The organism is Propioniciclava sinopodophylli, assembly GCF_004324755.1.
GTDB lineage: Bacteria > Actinomycetota > Actinomycetes > Propionibacteriales > Propionibacteriaceae > Propioniciclava > Propioniciclava sinopodophylli.
The window spans coordinates 1-15,244 of record NZ_SDMQ01000010.1; the positions used below are offsets into that span (position 1 = coordinate 1).

General features: G+C 70.7%; 18 protein-coding genes and 1 tRNA gene. 10 read left to right on the top strand and 9 right to left on the bottom strand.

Annotation, left to right across the window (positions count from 1 at the left end):
- Window positions 1-354 precede the first annotated feature (354 nt).
- From ET989_RS10315 to ET989_RS10355, 10 genes are all read left to right on the top strand, one after another.
- A complete protein-coding gene (locus ET989_RS10315; protein ID WP_131168632.1) occupies window positions 355-750 on the top strand; it encodes a hypothetical protein in 396 nt (131 codons plus the stop codon).
- A gap of 9 nt (window positions 751-759) precedes the next feature.
- Entirely contained in the window at window positions 760-1,128 is a 369-nt protein-coding gene (locus ET989_RS10320; RefSeq protein ID WP_131168634.1) for an RNA-binding S4 domain-containing protein, read from the top strand.
- An 11-nt stretch (window positions 1,129-1,139) separates the two neighbouring features.
- Window positions 1,140-2,297 (top strand): glycerate kinase, encoded by a 1,158-nt coding sequence (locus ET989_RS10325; RefSeq protein ID WP_131168636.1) that lies wholly within the window; start codon window positions 1,140-1,142, stop codon window positions 2,295-2,297.
- A 50-nt stretch (window positions 2,298-2,347) separates the two neighbouring features.
- Window positions 2,348-3,850, top strand: a complete 1,503-nt coding sequence (gene obgE / locus ET989_RS10330) for a GTPase ObgE (protein ID WP_131168638.1) — start codon at window positions 2,348-2,350, stop codon at window positions 3,848-3,850.
- A gap of 2 nt (window positions 3,851-3,852) precedes the next feature.
- Window positions 3,853-4,983 carry a glutamate 5-kinase gene (proB, locus tag ET989_RS10335; protein ID WP_206662310.1) on the top strand — a complete coding sequence of 377 codons (1,131 nt, stop codon included), beginning with the start codon at window positions 3,853-3,855 and terminating at the stop codon, window positions 4,981-4,983.
- Between the two features lie 72 nt (window positions 4,984-5,055).
- Window positions 5,056-6,297, top strand: coding sequence for a glutamate-5-semialdehyde dehydrogenase (locus ET989_RS10340; protein ID WP_131168640.1), 1,242 nt, complete (start codon window positions 5,056-5,058; stop codon window positions 6,295-6,297).
- A gap of 186 nt (window positions 6,298-6,483) precedes the next feature.
- Window positions 6,484-6,633, top strand: coding sequence for a hypothetical protein (locus ET989_RS14960; RefSeq protein WP_165490126.1), 150 nt, complete (start codon window positions 6,484-6,486; stop codon window positions 6,631-6,633).
- A complete protein-coding gene (gene nadD / locus ET989_RS10345; protein ID WP_131168642.1) occupies window positions 6,630-7,295 on the top strand; it encodes a nicotinate-nucleotide adenylyltransferase in 666 nt (221 codons plus the stop codon). Before ET989_RS14960 ends, nadD begins: the two co-directional genes overlap by 4 nt.
- Window positions 7,282-7,665, top strand: a complete 384-nt coding sequence (rsfS, locus tag ET989_RS10350; RefSeq protein WP_131168644.1) for a ribosome silencing factor — start codon at window positions 7,282-7,284, stop codon at window positions 7,663-7,665. Before nadD ends, rsfS begins: the two co-directional genes overlap by 14 nt.
- Window position 7,666: 1 nt before the next feature.
- Entirely contained in the window at window positions 7,667-8,317 is a 651-nt protein-coding gene (locus ET989_RS10355; protein WP_131168646.1) for a histidine phosphatase family protein, read from the top strand.
- A 15-nt stretch (window positions 8,318-8,332) separates the two neighbouring features.
- Here the strand turns inward: ET989_RS10355 and ET989_RS10360 are convergent, their stop codons facing one another.
- The 9 genes from ET989_RS10360 to ET989_RS10400 all read right to left on the bottom strand — a co-directional run bounded on the left by ET989_RS10360 (window position 8,333) and on the right by ET989_RS10400 (window position 15,230).
- Window positions 8,333-9,046, bottom strand: coding sequence for a purine-nucleoside phosphorylase (locus ET989_RS10360; RefSeq protein WP_131168648.1), 714 nt, complete (start codon window positions 9,044-9,046; stop codon window positions 8,333-8,335).
- A gap of 71 nt (window positions 9,047-9,117) precedes the next feature.
- Window positions 9,118-9,190 (bottom strand) — tRNA-Ala (locus ET989_RS10365).
- A gap of 79 nt (window positions 9,191-9,269) precedes the next feature.
- Window positions 9,270-9,911: a CBS and ACT domain-containing protein gene (locus tag ET989_RS10370; protein ID WP_131168650.1), complete on the bottom strand. Its 642-nt coding sequence runs from the start codon at window positions 9,909-9,911 to the stop codon at window positions 9,270-9,272.
- Window positions 9,912-9,913: 2 nt separating this feature from the next.
- On the bottom strand, window positions 9,914-10,618 hold the full coding sequence (locus tag ET989_RS10375) for an ABC transporter ATP-binding protein (RefSeq protein ID WP_131168652.1): 705 nt from the start codon (window positions 10,616-10,618) through the stop codon (window positions 9,914-9,916).
- Window positions 10,611-11,396, bottom strand: coding sequence for an ABC transporter ATP-binding protein (locus ET989_RS10380; RefSeq protein ID WP_131168654.1), 786 nt, complete (start codon window positions 11,394-11,396; stop codon window positions 10,611-10,613). The genes ET989_RS10375 and ET989_RS10380 overlap by 8 nt, the downstream gene beginning before the upstream one ends.
- On the bottom strand, window positions 11,393-12,367 hold the full coding sequence (locus ET989_RS10385) for a branched-chain amino acid ABC transporter permease (protein ID WP_131168656.1): 975 nt from the start codon (window positions 12,365-12,367) through the stop codon (window positions 11,393-11,395). The genes ET989_RS10380 and ET989_RS10385 overlap by 4 nt, the downstream gene beginning before the upstream one ends.
- The gene (locus ET989_RS10390) at window positions 12,367-13,251 is read right to left on the bottom strand and encodes a branched-chain amino acid ABC transporter permease (protein WP_131168658.1); all 885 of its coding nucleotides are present in this window, start codon (window positions 13,249-13,251) and stop codon (window positions 12,367-12,369) included. The genes ET989_RS10385 and ET989_RS10390 overlap by 1 nt, the downstream gene beginning before the upstream one ends.
- Window positions 13,252-13,335: 84 nt before the next feature.
- Window positions 13,336-14,496, bottom strand: coding sequence for an ABC transporter substrate-binding protein (locus ET989_RS10395; protein ID WP_131168660.1), 1,161 nt, complete (start codon window positions 14,494-14,496; stop codon window positions 13,336-13,338).
- 179 nt (window positions 14,497-14,675) lie between these two features.
- The gene (locus tag ET989_RS10400; protein ID WP_131168662.1) at window positions 14,676-15,230 is read right to left on the bottom strand and encodes a hypothetical protein; all 555 of its coding nucleotides are present in this window, start codon (window positions 15,228-15,230) and stop codon (window positions 14,676-14,678) included.
- Window positions 15,231-15,244 lie beyond the last annotated feature (14 nt).

Genomic DNA, 15,244 nt, shown 5'->3' on the forward strand with positions numbered 1-15,244 from the left:
GGCGGCCAGCCCTGCCAGCCCCACGGCCACTGCTCCACGCTCCACGGAGCGTCGCTGGTGCTCAGCACCCTGTCGCGTCTGCCTCGGCCCAGTCACACGGCCATCATGCCTCGGCCGGTCATGCCGCGATGAGCGACTGACGGTCAGTGTTGGCTTGCACCCAGTCTCTCGCGGCGTTCTCGTTGATGGGCCTACCCTGTTGGTGTCTCTTCTGGCTGACGCCCCCAATTCCGAGGAGCCGACCGTGGTCCGCTGTGCAGTGCGTCTGTTCGTCCGGCGGGTGTTGCTGTGAGTCGCCAGAGGTGGACTCCGGACGAGCTTGCCCTCTTGGACGGCCCTGCGAGTGATGTCGAGGTGGCCGAGCTGGTGGGCCGGTCGGTGCATGCGGTGGTGATGAAGCGGTGGCGACGCCGGAACCCTGCTGCGGTCGCTCAGGACCGTGTGTATGCGGAGGAGAACCGGGACCGGAACAAGCGTCGCGCGGTGATCTACAGCCACACGCAGCGGGACAAGATCAACGCTGCTGCTCGAGCTGCCGCGGCAGCGGATCGTGTGGCTGCGACCCGATCGGGACCCTTCACCCCGGAAGAGGATGCGCTGGTGTTGCGTCCCGACCTGACGGCTCGACAGGTGGCCCAGCTGTTGGGTCGAGGCCATGCCAAGGAGCAGGACATGCCTCAGGGCCTGACGGACGCCCACACCGACACGGACGGCAACGTCTGGCGGCTGGGCCACGGGCTGTCCTACTAGGCTGCCCGCATGGCTCGGCTGGACGCGTGGTTGTGGTCCGTGCGCCTCTACCGGACGCGTTCGGACGCGACGGCGGGCGTCCGCGGAGGTCACGTGCGTGTGAACGACAAGCCCGCCAAGGCCGCCCAGCCCGTCGCGACCGGCGACACCATCCGCGTGCGCCGGGGCGACGAGGAGCGCATCGTCGAGGTCGTCGACCCCTTCCTCACCAAGCGGGTGGGGGCCTCGCTGGCGACCCAGGCCTACCTCGACCACACGCCCGCCAAGCCCCCGCCCATCCCCGAGATGGCCGGCAAGGTCGCCGTCCGCGACCGGGGCACGGGGCGTCCGACCAAGAAGGAGCGCCGCGTGATGGATGCGTTCCGCGGCCGACCGTGAGGGAGCGCCCCATGCGCATCGTCTGTGCCCCGGACTCGTTCAAGCACTCGCTGACGGCCGCGGAAGCGGCCGCCGCGATGGCGCGCGGGGTCCGCGCCGTGTGGCCGGACGCCGAGGCCGTCGAGGTGCCGCTGTCGGACGGGGGCGAGGGCTTCACCGACGCGATCGCGGACGCCCTCGGCGCGCGCGTGGTCGACGTCCCCGTGCAGGACGCCCGGGGCCGCCCCGCGACCGGCCGCCTCGCCCTGGCCGGCGACGTCGCCGCCTTCGAGATGGCCAGCGCCTCCGGGCTGGAGGCCATCGCCGACGACGACCGCGACATCCTGGCCTCCGACACCCGCGGGGTCGGGCAGCTCGTCCGTGCCGCGCTGGACGCCGGCGCGACCACCCTGGTCATCGGCCTGGGCGGCTCGGCCACCAACGACGGCGGCGCCGGCATGCTGGCCGAGCTCGGCGTCCGGTTCCTCGACGCCGGCGGCAGGGTGCTGGCGACCACCCCAGCCGGGTTGGCCGACCTGGCCTCCGTGGATGCAACGGGCCTCGACCCGCGCCTCGTGGACGCCCGCGTCAGGGTCGCGTGCGACGTGGACAACCCGCTGCTCGGTGAGCGCGGGGCCTCGGCAGTGTTCGGCCCGCAGAAGGGCGCCACGACCCCGGAGCTGGTGACCAGACTCGACGCGACCTTGGCCCGGCTCGCCGAGCTGTCCGGGCACGCGGCGGTGGCGGACGCCCCGGGCGCCGGTGCCGCGGGCGGGCTGGGCTTCGCGCTGCTGGCCTTCGCCGGCGCCGAGCTGGTGCCGGGCATCGAACTCGTCTGCGACACGGTGGGGTTCCACGACACCGTCGCAGGCGCCGACCTCGTGCTGTCCGGCGAGGGGTCCATCGATGCCCAGACGCTGTCGGGCAAGACGCCTGCCGGGGTCGCGGACGTGGCCGGGGCGCAGGGCGTCCCGGTGGTGCTGTTCGGCGGGCGGGTGGCCCCGGACGCCGACGCGCTGCGCGCCGACGGGCGCGTCGCCGCGATCGTCGGCATCACGCCCGACGGCCAGTCGCTGCCCCAGGCCCTCGCGAACGCCGCGGCGAACCTGGAGCGCGCCGTGGCCGACCACCTCGCAAACCGCCCGCGCCGCACGGCGTCAGGAGAACCCGCGGAGTGGCCGCAGGCGTGACCCGGTAGAATCCACAGGTCCGTCCGTCGCCTGCCTGACCGGAGAACATCATGGCCATCCCGTCCTTCGTCGACCGCGCGACCCTGCGCGTGTCCGGTGGCAACGGCGGCCACGGCTGCACGTCGGTGCACCGCGAGAAGTTCAAGCCGCTGGGCGGCCCCGACGGGGGCAACGGTGGCAACGGCGGGTCGGTCGTCCTGCGGGTCGACCCGGGACTGACCACGCTCGTCGACTACCACCGCCAGTCGCAGCGCCGCGCCACCAACGGCCAGCCCGGCGAGGGGGACCACAAGCAGGGCGCGAACGGCGGCGACATCATCCTGGCCGTGCCTGAGGGCACTGTGGTCTCGGACGCCGACACCGGCGAGGTGCTGGCGGACTTGGTCGGCGAGGGCGACGAGATCGTGGTCGCCGCGGGCGGCAAGGGCGGCCTCGGCAATGCCGCGCTGGCAACTTCGGCGCGCAAGGCGCCCGGCTTCGCCCTGCTGGGCGAGGAGGGCGAGCAGCGCACGATCCTGCTCGAGCTCAAGGTGCTGGCCGACGTCGGGCTGGTGGGCTTCCCCAGCGCCGGCAAGTCGTCGCTGATCGCCGCGATCTCGCGCGCGCGGCCGAAGATCGCCGACTACCCGTTCACCACGCTGGTGCCGAACCTGGGCGTCGTCGTGGCGGGGGAGACCACCTACACCGTGGCCGACGTGCCCGGCCTCATCGAGGGAGCGTCCGAGGGCCGCGGGCTGGGCTTCGACTTCCTGCGCCACATCGAGCGCTGCCAGGCCATCGTCCACGTCATCGACTGCGCCACCTACGAGCCCGGCCGCGACCCGGTCACCGACCTCGACATCATCGAGGGCGAGCTCGCCGCGCACGGCGGCCTGGAGGACCGCCCGCGCCTGGTCGCCCTCAACAAGGTCGACATCCCCGACGCCGCCGACCTGGCCGACATCGTCGCCCCCGAGATCGAGGCCCGCGGGCTGAAGGTCTTCCGCACCTCCACCAAGTCGTCCGAGGGCCTGCAGGCCCTCACGTTCGCGATGGCCGAACTCGTCCGCGAGCGCCGCGCCGCCCAGCCGAAGGCCGAGGCGCAGCGCATCGTCATCCGGCCGGCGCCCGTGGCCGGCACCGGCCGTGAGTTCACCATCCGCCGCATGGGGGATGGACAGGGCGGCTTCGTGTGGCGCGTCGAGGGCGCCAAGCCCGAGCGCTGGGTCAAGCAGACCGACTTCACCAACCCCGAGGCCGTCGGCTACCTGGCCGACCGCTTCACCCGCCTCGGCATCGAGGACGAGCTGCTGCGCATCGGCGCGCGCGAGGGCGACGCGGTCGCCATCGGCGCCGGCGACGACCCCGTCGTGTTCGACTTCGCGCCGCAGATGCAGTCCGGCGCCGAGCTGCTCACGCGCCGGGGCGACGACGATCGCCTCCACAGCGAGCGCGCATCGGTCACCCGACGCCGTGAACTGGACGCCGAGTACCACGCGGCCAAGGCCGCCGCCGAGGGCCTGCCGCGCGACCCGAAGCAGAGCTGGCGCGTGGACTTCAACGAGGAGGACTGACGGTGGGTGCCGCCATCCGGCGGTCCGTCGCGGAGGCGCGGCGGATCGTGGTGAAGGTCGGCAGCTCGTCGCTGACCGACGCGCACGGGCGCATCGACATGGCGCACATGAACGCGCTGGTGGACGCCATCGCCGCGGCCCGCGCGTCCGACCGGGAGGTCATCGTGGTCTCCTCGGGAGCCGTGGCCGCCGGGCTGGACCCCCTCGGCATGCGCGCCAAGCCGCGCGACCTCGCCACCCGGCAGGCGGCCGCGTCGGTGGGGCAGGGCCTGCTGCTGGCCCGCTACACGTCCCTGTTCGCCGCTCACCGGCTGACCGTCGGGCAGGTGCTGCTCACCGTCGAGGACATCTCACGCCAGGCGTCCTACTCCAACGCCCTGCGCACCTTCACCCGGCTGCTCGAACTGGGCGCCGTGCCGATCGTGAACGAGAACGACACCGTCGCCACCAACGAGCTGCGCTTCGGCGACAACGACCGCCTCGCCGCGTTGGTCGCCCACGTAGTGCAGGCCGACGCGCTCTTCCTGCTCTCCGACGTGGACGCCCTGTACAGCGACCACCCCTCGCGTCCGGGCGCCAGGCGCATCACCGACGTGACCGAGGTGGACGACCTCGTCGTCGACACGAGCAAGGGGGGCTCGAGCGTGGGCACCGGCGGCATGGCCACCAAGCTGGAGGCCGCCCGCATCGCCACCCACGCCGGGGTGACGACGGTGCTGGCGTCCGCGACCGACGTGGCCGCCGCCCTGGCCGGCGAGCCGGTCGGCACCCTGTTCCACTCGTCCGGGCGCCGCCGCTCCCGCAAGATGCTCTGGCTGGCGTACGCGTCCAAGGTCGAGGGCGTCCTGACTCTGGACGCCGGGGCCGTGCGCGCCGTCGTCGAGCGCGGGGCGTCCCTGCTGCCCGCCGGCGTGACCGGGTTCGCCGGGGACTTCCACGCCAGCGACCCCGTCCGCCTCGACGGACCCGACGGCGAGCTGATCGGCCACGGTCTGGTCAACTACGCCGCCACTGACCTGCCCACCATGATGGGACGCTCGACGCGGCAGCTGGCGGCCGAGCGCGGCCCCGAGTTCGAGCGCGAGCTCGTGCACCGCGACGCTCTTATCCTGCGCAAGAGGTTCCGGGGCTGAGGACTCGTCGGGAGCGTCCGCTCCGGCGGCCGTCACGTTCGGCGTCCGAGGCCCGGCGATACGATGGCGCCCATGACTTTCGACAGAAGGGCCCGCGCAGCCAAGGGGGCGGCGCGCACGCTCGCCACGGCGTCCCGGGCCACCAAGGACGCCGCGCTGCACGCCATGGCGGTGCGCCTCCTCGACGCCCAGGAGGCGATCCTCGCCGCGAACGCCGCCGACGTGGCCGCGGCCGAGGCGTCCGGAACGACCCGCGCCCTGATCGACCGCCTGCGCCTCACGCCCGAGCGCTTGGGCGCCATGGCCGACGGCCTGCGCCAGCTCGCCGGGCTGCCCGACCCCGTCGGCGACGTCGTGCGCGGTTGGACGAACCCCAACGGGGTGAGCGTCCGCCAGGTGCGGGTGCCGTTCGGCGTGGTCGGCATCATCTACGAGGCGCGCCCCAACGTCACCGCCGACGCCGCGGGCATCGCGCTGAAGTCCGGCAACGCCGCCCTGCTCCGCGGCTCCAGTTCCACGCTGGCGTCCAACCGGGCGATCATGGTCGCCCTCCGCGAGGGCGTCGCGGACGCCGGCCTGCCCGAGGACGCCGTTCAGCTCGTCGAGGGCGACCGCTCGGTCACAGCCGAGATGATGGCGGCCCGCGGCCTGGTCGACGTGCTCATCCCGCGCGGCGGCGCCGGCCTGATCAACGCGGTCGTCGAGGGCTCCAAGGTGCCCGTCATCGAGACCGGCACCGGCAACTGCCACCTGTTCGTCGACGCGTCCGCCGACCAGGACATGGCCCTCGACATCCTGCTCAACGCCAAGGTCCAGCGGCCCAGCGTCTGCAACGCGCTGGAGACCCTGCTCGTGCACGCGGACGCCGCCCCGACGTTCCTGCCCAGGGCGCTCGCCGCGCTGGCGGACGCCGGCGTGACCGTCCACGGCACGGACGCCGTGCGCAGCTATTCCGACGCGGTCCTGCCCGCCCGCGAGGACGAGTTCGACGAGGAGTACCTCAGCCTCGACCTCGCCGCGGCCGTCGTCGACGACCTGGACGCCGCGATCGAGCACATCCGCGAGCACACCACCGGCCACTCCGAGACGATCGTCACCTCCGACCTCGTCGCGGCCGACCGGTTCGTTGCCGAGGTGGACGCCGCGGCCGTGCTGGTCAACGCGTCCAGCCGGTTCGTGGACGGGGGCGAGTTCGGCTTCGGCGCCGAGATCGGCATCTCCACCCAGAAGCTCCACGCCCGCGGCCCCATGGCCCTGCCGGAGATGACCTCCACCAAGTACGTGGTGACGGGACGGGGCCAGACGCGCGCGTGAGGTGCGGCGTCCGGCCCCTGTCCGGTCGGGCCCGGGCCCGGTCGATCCGGGCGACGGCTTGGGCACCATCAGCGAGGACCACTCGCGGTCGTAGGCCACCAGCTCCCGGCCTGCTCCCGCTTCTCTGCTCTCCCGAAGGTGTGCGCCGTGCGGGGGGCCGGAGCGTCTTTCGCTATGCTCCCCTCCATGACCCTCCTGCTCGAAGCCGCCGGTCACGGTGACCCAACCGGCGCCATCATCACCGGCATCGTCGTCTTCCTTGGCCTGGCCAGTCTGCTCGGCATCGTCCTGGGCTTCGGCTCAGCCCGTCCCCACGCCGTCGCCGAGCGCGAATGACCTCGACCGGCCTGGCCGACGGAGTCGGCCGGCCCGCGTGGCGCCTGGGCGTCATGGGTGGCACCTTCGACCCCATCCACCACGGCCACCTCGTGGCCGCCAGTGAGGTCGCCGCACGCTTCGACCTCGACGAGGTCGTCTTCGTCCCCACCGGGCAGCCGTGGCAGAAGGCGCACAAGAAGGTTTCCCCGGCCGAGGACCGTTACCTGATGACGGTCATCGCCACGGCCTCCAACCCTCAGTTCTCCGTCAGCCGCGTGGACGTCGACCGTCCCGGCGACACCTACACCGTCGACACCCTCCGCGACCTGCGGCGCGTGCGCGGCCCCGAGACCCAGCTGTACTTCATCACCGGTGCGGACGCCCTGAGCCAGATCCTCACGTGGCGCGGCGCTGAGGAGTTGTTCGAGCTCGCCCACTTCGTCGGCGTCTCGCGCCCGGGTGTCGAGCTCGACGAGAAGGACATCGCGCATCTGCCGGCCGACAAGGTCACGCTCATCGAGATCCCCGCGCTGTCGATCAGCTCGACCGCGTGCCGCGAGCGCACGGCGTCCGGCCTGCCCACCTGGTACTTGGTGCCGGACGGTATCGTCCAGTACATCAGCAAGCGGGGCCTCTACCGCGAAGGCCCCGGTGACAAGGAGATTCATGGCGGCGACTGACCACGCGCTCCACCTCACCCAGCTGGCCGCCCAGGCGGCCGCGAACAAGCAGGCCACCGACCTGGTGGCCTTCGACGTGTCGGAGCGACTGGCCCTCACCGACGTCTTCCTCATCGTGACCGCCGCCAACGAGCGGCAGGTCGGTGCCGTCGCCGACGGCATCGAGGAGGCGCTGCACAAGGACGGCTCGAAGGTGCTGCGCCGCGAGGGCGAGGGCGAGAACCGCTGGGTGCTGCTCGACTTCGGCGACCTCGTCGCCCACATCCAGCACGCCGAGGAGCGCCAGCTGTACTCGCTGGAGCGCCTGTGGCGCGACTGCCCGGCAATCGAGCTGCGCGTCGACGAGGCCGCAGCGGTCGACGCCTCCTGACGTGGACGCGACGCCGCGCACCAAGCTGGTGCTCGTCCGCCACGGCCAGACCGACTCCAATGCCGCCGGGCGCTTCCAGGGGCAACAGGACGTGCCCCTCAACCGCATCGGGCGCTCGCAGGCGGACGCTCTCGCCGAGCGCCTCGTCCGTCTGAAGGCCGCCCGCATCGTCACGTCCGACCTGCTGCGGGCGCGTGCGACCGCGGACGCCATCGCCACGGCATCCGGCGTGGGGGTGTCGGTGGACGAACGCCTGCGGGAGATCGACGTCGGGTCGTGGCAGGGCCGCACGTCGGTCGAGGTCGCCGCCGAGAACCCCTGGTTCGAGGAGGCGCTGCACTCTGGCCGCGACTTCCGCCGCTCCGAGACCGGCGAGACTGCCGCCGAGGCGGGGGAGCGCGTCGCCGCGGTGCTGCACGAGCTTGCGGAGGCGCACCCGCGCGAGACGACTTTCGTCGTCGGGCACGGCCTCGCGCTGCGCGTGGGGATGTGCCTGTTCCTCGGCCTGGGCCTGGACGCCTCGTTCGCGATCAGCGGCCTGTGGAACTGCTCCTGGACGATCCTCGACCACAACGAACGCTGGCGCCTCCAGAGCTACAACAACGTCGTGGTGGGCCACAGCGGCCCGCTGGCGTCGCCCTCTTCGCGCTGACGCGCCACCGCCGCGTCAGGCCAGCAGCGCGGCCGCGGCGATGCGGACGGAGTTCGCATACAGGGTCTCGCGCTGCTCGCTGGTCATGTCCTGCGACCCGTCGAACAGATGGTCGCTGACAGTCAGCACCGTCAGGGCCTCGCCGCCCTCGGCTGCCGCGCACGCGTACAGGCCGGCCGACTCCATCTCGACGCCCAGGGTGCCGTACTTGGCCAGCCCGCCGATGATGTCAGGGTTGGCGAAGTAGAAGTGGTCGGAGCAGTAGACCGGGCCGGTGTGCACGGTCGCGTCGGTGAGGGTGGCCGCGGCGTCCATGGCCCCGCGCAGCAGCGGGTAGGACGCCGTCCACGACAGGGAGATGCCGGGCACGAACAGCGTCGACAGGGATGCGTTGGTGTGGGCGGCCGTGGCGACGATCGTGTCGCCGACGGCGACCTTGTCGGACATGCCGCCGCAGGTGCCGACGCGGACGATGCGCTGCACGCCGTAGAACCGGAACAGCTCGGTGGCGTAGATCGACACCGAAGGGACGCCCATGCCCGAGGCCATCACGCTCATCGGGGTGCCCTGCCAGGTGCCCGTCCAGCAGCCGATGCCGCGGACGTCGGAGACCAGCTCGGCGCCCTCGAGATGCTCGGCGGCGATGCGCGCAGCGCGCTTGGGGTCGCCCGGCATGAGGACGAGCGGGGCGATCTGGCCGGGCTCGGCGGCGATGTGCGGTGTGGCCATGGGGCTCTCCTTGACGGTACGTGCTGACAACGTGAAATCCCGCCCAGCCGGGGGCTGGACGGGATTCTCGGTGGAGCTAAGGGGATTCGAACCCCTGGCCTCTTCCATGCCATGGAAGCGCGCTACCAACTGCGCCATAGCCCCAATGTCCCGGTGCGGAACGAAGAGGAACTTTACCCCCGAATCGGGATTGCGCCAAATCGGGCCGCACCGCGGACGTCGCTCAGGCGTTCTCCAGTCGGCCGCGGACGACGAAGCCCGCCTCGGCGAGGTCGGCCTCAAGTTCGGCCGTGTCGGGGGTGTTGATGCCGAGGACCACGTCCGAGGTCTCGCCCGAGCCGCGGTAGACCGCCAGGTGCTGGATGTTGGCCCCGTGCTTGCCAGTGACCGCACCCAGGCGGGCCAGCGCGCCGGGGACGTCCGGGGCGCCGATCACCAGCCGGGCGCCGTGGTCGCGGAAGCCCATGATCTCGATGAAGGCGTCCAGCACGTCGGACTCGGTGATGACGCCGACGAGGCGTCCGTCGTCGACCACGGGAAGCATCTCGATCTTCGCCTCGCGCATCACCACGGCCGCCTGCTCCAGCAGGGCGTCGGAGCCGATGGTGATCGGGTCACGGGACATCACCTTGGCCACGCTCAGCTTGTTGATCAGGTAGGTGACCTCGTTGACCGACAGGGAGGTCGCCTTCGACGGCAGGTTGGCGTCGATGTCGCCCGCGGAGATGACCCCGACGACGCGGCCGGCGTCCATCACCGGCAGGTGCCGGACGTGGCGGTCCTTCATCGTGGCGATCGCCTCGGGGATCGTGGCGTCGGCCCGGACCGTCCACGGGTTGGCGGTCATCTTGTTCTTCACGAACATGCTCATCCTCCGAGGTAGGCGCGCTTGACTTCGTCGGTGCTGGTGAGCTCGGCAGCGGTGCCGGCCAGCACGATCTTGCCGGTCTCCAGGACGTAGCCGCGGTGGGCGATCTGGAGGGCCATGTTGGCATTCTGCTCCACCAGCAGCACCGTCGTGCCACCGGCGTTGATCTCGCTGACGATCGAGAAGATCTCCTGCACCAGCAGGGGGGCCAGGCCCATCGACGGCTCGTCCAGCAGGAGGATCTGCGGCCGGCTCATCAGCGCGCGGCCGATGGCCAGCATCTGCTGCTCGCCGCCCGAGAGGGTGCCGGCGTGCTGCTTGCGACGGTCCGCCAGGCGGGGGAACCGGGCGAACACGTCGTCCAGGTCGGAGGCCACGGACTTGGCGTCCTTGCGCAGGTAGGCGCCCAGTTCGAGGTTCTCCAGCACCGACATCTGCGGGAAGACGCGGCGCCCCTCGGGCACCTGCACCAAGCCACGCTTCACGCGGGCCTGGGCGGACAGGCGGGTCACGTCCTGGCCGTCGACCAGGATCTTGCCCGCCCGGGGCCTCACGAGCCCCGACACGGTGCGCAGGGTGGTGGTCTTGCCTGCGCCGTTGGCGCCGATGAGCGTGACGATCTCGCCTTCGGCCACCGACAGGGAGATGCCCTTCAGCGCCGTGATGCCGCCGAAACCCACCTCCAGGTCCTTGATCTCAAGCATGGTCGACCTCCTCGCCCAGGTAGGCCTCGATCACCTTGGGGTCGGAGCGCACCTCGTCCGGCGTGCCGGACGCGATCACGATGCCGTGGTCGAGGACGTAGATGCGCTCGCAGATCTGCATGACCAGGCTCATGTCGTGCTCGATGAGCAGGATGGTGAGCCCGAAGTCCTGGCGGATCTGGGTGATGAGCCGGGTCAGGTTCGCCGTCTCGGTCGGGTTCATGCCGGCGGCCGGCTCGTCCAGCAGGAGCAGCGTGGGCCGGGTGGCCAACGCGCGGGCGATCTCCAGGTGGCGCTGCTCGCCGTAGGAGAGGTTGACCGCGTACTCCTCGGCCTTGTGGCCCAGGTGCATGACCTCGAGCAACTCGCGCGCACCGTCGCGGATCTCGTCCTCCGCCCTGCCGAAGCCCGGCAGGCGCAGCAGCGAGGTCGGCAGGGGGTAGCGCTGGTTCTGCTGGAAGGCGATCATCACGTTCTCCAGCACCGTGAGCTCCTTGAAGAGCCGGATGTTCTGGAACGTGCGACCGATCCCGGCGCGGCAGATGGCGTAGGGGGCCTTGCCGCCGATCGAGGTGGTCTGGCCGTGCGCGCTGAACACGATCGTGCCCGAGCTCGGCGGGTAGACGCCAGTCAGCAGGTTGAACACGGTGGTCTTGCCGGCGCCGTTGGGGCCGATCAGGCCGACGAGCTCGCCCTGGTCGAGGGTGAGGTCGACGTGGGAGACCGCGGTGAGGCCACCGAAGCTGCGGGTGAGCTGCTTCACGTCGAGGATGCTCATGCCGCCTCCGTTCCGGCGTCGTCCCGTCGTCGCTTCCTGAGCCCGGGCAGTAACCGCAGCGACAGTTCGCGGTTGCCGAGCAGGCCCTGGGGACGGAAGATCATGATCACGATCAGCAACAGGGCGTACAGGATCATCCGGACTCCGGGGAACGGCTGCAGCAGCGTGGAGATGATCGCCAGCAGGAATGCGGCGATGACCGAGCCCGACAGGGAGCCCAGACCGCCCAGCACCACGATGACGAGGATGTCGATCGACTTCAGGAAGCCGAACTGCTCGGGCTTGATCACGTAGAAGTACGAGGCGTACATGCCGCCCGCGACGCCGCCGAAGAAGGCGCCGATCGTGAAGGCGAGCACCTTCGAGCGGGTGGTGTTGACGCCGATGGACTCGGCGGCGATCTCGTCCTCGCGGACGGCGATGGCGTCGCGGCCCTGGCGGGAGCGGACGAAGTTGCGGATCAGCATGACCGAGCCGACGGTCAGGACGAAGAACCACGTCCAGTCCATGTATTGCGGCACCGGGGACAGCCCCGCGGCGCCGTTGGTGAACTCGAAGTTCTGCAGCAGGATGCGGATGATCTCGGCCATGCCGAGGGTGGCGATGGCGATGTAGTCGCCGCGCAGGCGCAGCGTCGGGAGGCCGATCAGGAAGCCGACCAGCGCGGCGATGATGCCGCCCAGCAGCAGGCCGCCGATGAAGCCCACGATGGAGTCGAAGCGCATCGTGACCAGCGCTGTCGCGTACGCGCCGATGGCCATGAAGCCGGCGTGGCCGAGGGAGAACTGGCCGGTGAACCCCGTGATGAGGTTGAGGGAGACGGCCAGCACGATGTTGATGCAGATGGTGGCGATCGTGACCTGCATGTAGGCGTCGACCACGCCGGCCTGCACGAGCAGCAGCACGATGACGTAGGTGAGGACCAGCGGCACCCACAGGGTGAGCGCCTGGCGGACGAGGGGGTTCTTCATCACACCTTCTCCCGGACGTTGGAGCCCAGCAGGCCGGTCGGCTTGAAGATCAGCACCAGGATCAGGATGCCGAACACCACCGCGTCGGTGTAGAGGCTCGACCAGTAGCCGGAGACGAGCGTCTCGGCGGCGCCGATGAAGTAGCCGCCGAGCAGCGCGCCGGGGATCAGGCCGATGCCGCCGAACACGGCGGCGATGAACGCCTTGAGGCCGGGCAGCACGCCCATGAGGGGATTGATCGCGTTGTAGTAGACGCCGACCAGCACGCCGGCCGCGCCGGCCAGTGCGGAGCCCAGCGCGAACGTGAAGGAGATCGTGTTGTCGACGCTGATGCCCATCAGGCGAGCCGCGTCGGCGTCCTGAGAGACGGCGCGCATGGCCTTACCGACCTTGGTGCGCCGCACGATGTACTGCAGGACGACCATGAGGAGCACCGAGACGCCGATGATGATGATCTGCTTCATGGTGATGAGGACGCCGCCGACGTTGAAGCTCTGCTCCATGAACGGGGGCAGGACGCCGTAGGTGCGGGTGTCGGCGCCGACGAAGAACATCATCGTGTACTCGAGCAGCAGCGAGACACCGATCGCGGTGATCAGCACCGCGATGCGGGTCGACTTGCGCAGGGGTTTGTACGCCACCCGCTCGATGACCACGCCCAGCACGGTGCACACGGCCATGGCGATGACCAGCGACTCCACGAAGCCCAGGTTCAGGTGGACCATGCAGAAGTAGCCGACGTAGGCGCCGACCATGTACACGTCGCCGTGGGCGAAGTTGATGAGCTGGATGATGCCGTAGACCATCGTGTAGCCCAGCGCGATGAGGGCGTAGATGCTCCCCAGCGCGAGGCCGTTGACGAGCTGTTGTGCCAGTTGCTCCACGGGTGTCGAGTCTCCCCCCGGATCGGGCGAGGAGTGGGGCGGACGCGCCGCCCCACTCCTCGTCGAGGTGTCCTGTGTGAGCGGTCAGCCCTTCTCGGAGAAGAGCTTCCCGTCCTTGTCGTAGCCGATGAACACGACCGCCTTGACCGGGTTGTGGTTCTCGTCCACGTCGAAGGTGCCGGTGACGCCGGCGAAGCCCTTGGTCTCGGCCAGGGCCCTTTGGACGCCCTCACCGGTCTTCTCGGTGGCGCGGGAGACGCCGTCGGCGACGAACTTCAAGGTGTCGTAGCCCAGGGCGTTGAACGCGTTCGGCTCGGCGGAGTACTTCGCCTCGAAGGCCTTGATGAAGTCCTGGACCTTCGGGTCCTGGTCGGCCGAGCTGTAGTGGTTGGTGAAGTACACGTCCTTCAGCTGCGCGCCGGCCTGCTCGGCGAGCACGGGGGAGTCGAAGCCGTCGCCACCGAGGATCGGCTGGGTGACGCCGAGGTCGCGGGCCTGCTTGATGGCCTTCCCGGCCTCGGTGTAGTAGCCGGGCAGGTAGATGACGTCGAACTGCTGGCCCTTGAACTTGGTCATGACCGCGTTGAAGTTGTCCGCGCCCTTGGCGTAGGCATCCTCCGACACGATCTCGCCGCCACCGGCGGTGAAGGTCTCGCGGAAGGCGTCCGCCAGGCCCTTGGAGTAGTCGCTGGAGCTGTCGCGAAGGATGACGGCCTTCTTGGCGCTGAACTTCTTCACCGCGTAGTTGGCGGCGGCGGTGCCCTGGAAGGAGTCGTTGAAGCAGGTGCGGAACGCGAACTGCTTGACGCCGTTGCCGTCCACCGTCACGTCGTCGGCGGTCGCGGAGCCGGAGACCACCGGGACCTTCTGGCGCTCGGCCACGGGGATCGTGGCCTTCATGCCGCCGGAGGTGGCCGGGCCGATGACCGTGATGACCTTGTCCTGCGTCATGAGCTTGGTGGCCAGCGTGGTGGCCTCGGCGGCGTCCGACTTGGTGTCGTACTTGACGAGCTCGATCTTCTTGCCGTCGATGCCGCCGGCGGCGTTGACCTCCTCGGCCGCCAGCTCGATGCCCTGAACGCTCGCCTCACCGTAGGTGGCGACGTCGCCGGACAGCTCGTAGTTCAAGCCGATCTTGATGGTGTCGCCCTGCGGTGCCTGGGCCGTGCCCGCGCCGCCCGAGCAGCCGGCGAGCATGGCGAGGCCAACCGTCGCGGCCGCGAGGCCGGTGAGGATGCGCTTCATGTGTCTTCTCCTGGTCGACCGCCCTGGGAAGCGAGCGGATGTCAGCGCATGCTACAAACGGTCGGCCCCGGCCGGGGCCCGGTCTCACGCAGCGTGAGGGGTCGGGCCCGGCCGGGGCCGGAATCGTGATCGGTTCGTTATGTGCGACGGACGTCGGTGCTCAGGCCGAGGTCGACGCATCAACCCGGGATCGGGAGAGCCGACATCTGCCGGCCCTGAGCGGTGGTGAGGATCAGGGTCGCGTCGCCCTGCGGCAGCTGCAGGAACAGGTGGCCCTCGATGGACTGGCCGGCCGTCAGCGTGCCGGAGCCGATCTCCGGCTCGGGCGCGCCGGAGCCCGGCTCGTACACGTCGGTGCCCGTGTTGGAGAACGCCACGAACCCGTAGCTGACGCGGCCGGAGTCGGCGGTCACCCGGACGCGCACGATGACGCCGTCGCTGGTCCACGTGTGCTCGATCATCTCCCACCGGCCGTGGCTCTGCGTGCTGCCGGGCATCGTGAAGGGCATGCCGGGCCCGGCGGCGGCCTCGGCCGCCGGGGTGGTCGCCGTCGGAGAGGGAGGGTCAGTGCGCTGGGCCGGCGGGCGCAGGAACAGGGCCGCGAGGACGGCGCCGACCGCGACGAGACCGATGAGGGCGAACCACCAGCCGCCGCCGGAACGCTTCGGGGGCGCGTAGGCGTCGATGTCGACAGGACGCCGCTGGTACGGGTCCTGCTGCCACGGCTGGGTCATGGGAGCGAGCGTAC